The following is a 1122-nucleotide window of genomic DNA, read 5'->3' on the forward strand; positions in this document are numbered from 1 at the left end:
AACCCCGGCGAGGGGAGTGAAAAAGAACCTGAAACCGTGTACGTACAAGCAGTGGGAGCCTCTCTTTTATGGGGTGACTGCGTACCTTTTGTATAATGGGTCAGCGACTTATATTCTGTAGCAAGGTTAACCGTATAGGGGAGCCGAAGGGAAACCGAGTCTTAACTGGGCGTTAAGTTGCAGGGTATAGACCCGAAACCCGGTGATCTAGCCATGGGCAGGTTGAAGGTTGGGTAACACTAACTGGAGGACCGAACCGACTAATGTTGAAAAATTAGCGGATGACTTGTGGCTGGGGGTGAAAGGCCAATCAAACCGGGAGATAGCTGGTTCTCCCCGAAAGCTATTTAGGTAGCGCCTCGTGAACTCATCTTCGGGGGTAGAGCACTGTTTCGGCTAGGGGGCCATCCCGGCTTACCAACCCGATGCAAACTACGAATACCGAAGAATGTTATCACGGGAGACACACGGCGGGTGCTAACGTCCGTCGTGAAGAGGGAAACAACCCAGACCGCCAGCTAAGGTCCCAAAGTCATGGTTAAGTGGGAAACGATGTGGGAAGGCACAGACAGCCAGGATGTTGGCTTAGAAGCAGCCATCATTTAAAGAAAGCGTAATAGCTCACTGGTCGAGTCGGCCTGCGCGGAAGATGTAACGGGGCTAAACCATGCACCGAAGCTGCGGCAGCGACGCTTATGCGTTGTTGGGTAGGGGAGCGTTCTGTAAGCCGTTGAAGGTGTCCTGTGAGGGGTGCTGGAGGTATCAGAAGTGCGAATGCTGACATAAGTAACGATAAAGCGGGTGAAAAGCCCGCTCGCCGGAAGACCAAGGGTTCCTGTCCAACGTTAATCGGGGCAGGGTGAGTCGACCCCTAAGGCGAGGCCGAAAGGCGTAGTCGATGGGAAACAGGTTAATATTCCTGTACTTGGTGTTACTGCGAAGGGGGGACGGAGAAGGCTATGTTAGCCGGGCGACGGTTGTCCCGGTTTAAGCATGTAGGCGGAGGTTCCAGGTAAATCCGGTTCCTTGTTAACGCTGAGGTGTGATGACGAGGCACTACGGTGCTGAAGTAACAAATGCCCTGCTTCCAGGAAAAGCCTCTAAGCATCAGGTAACATCAAA

Annotated in this window: 1 rRNA gene; it reads left to right on the plus strand. The window is 52.9% G+C overall.

From position 1 onward, the window contains the following. Window positions 1-1122, plus strand: a 23S ribosomal RNA gene (locus CSV68_RS16485); the annotation flags it as partial.

The organism is Sporosarcina sp. P29, from assembly GCF_002743265.1.
Classification (GTDB): domain Bacteria; phylum Bacillota; class Bacilli; order Bacillales_A; family Planococcaceae; genus Sporosarcina.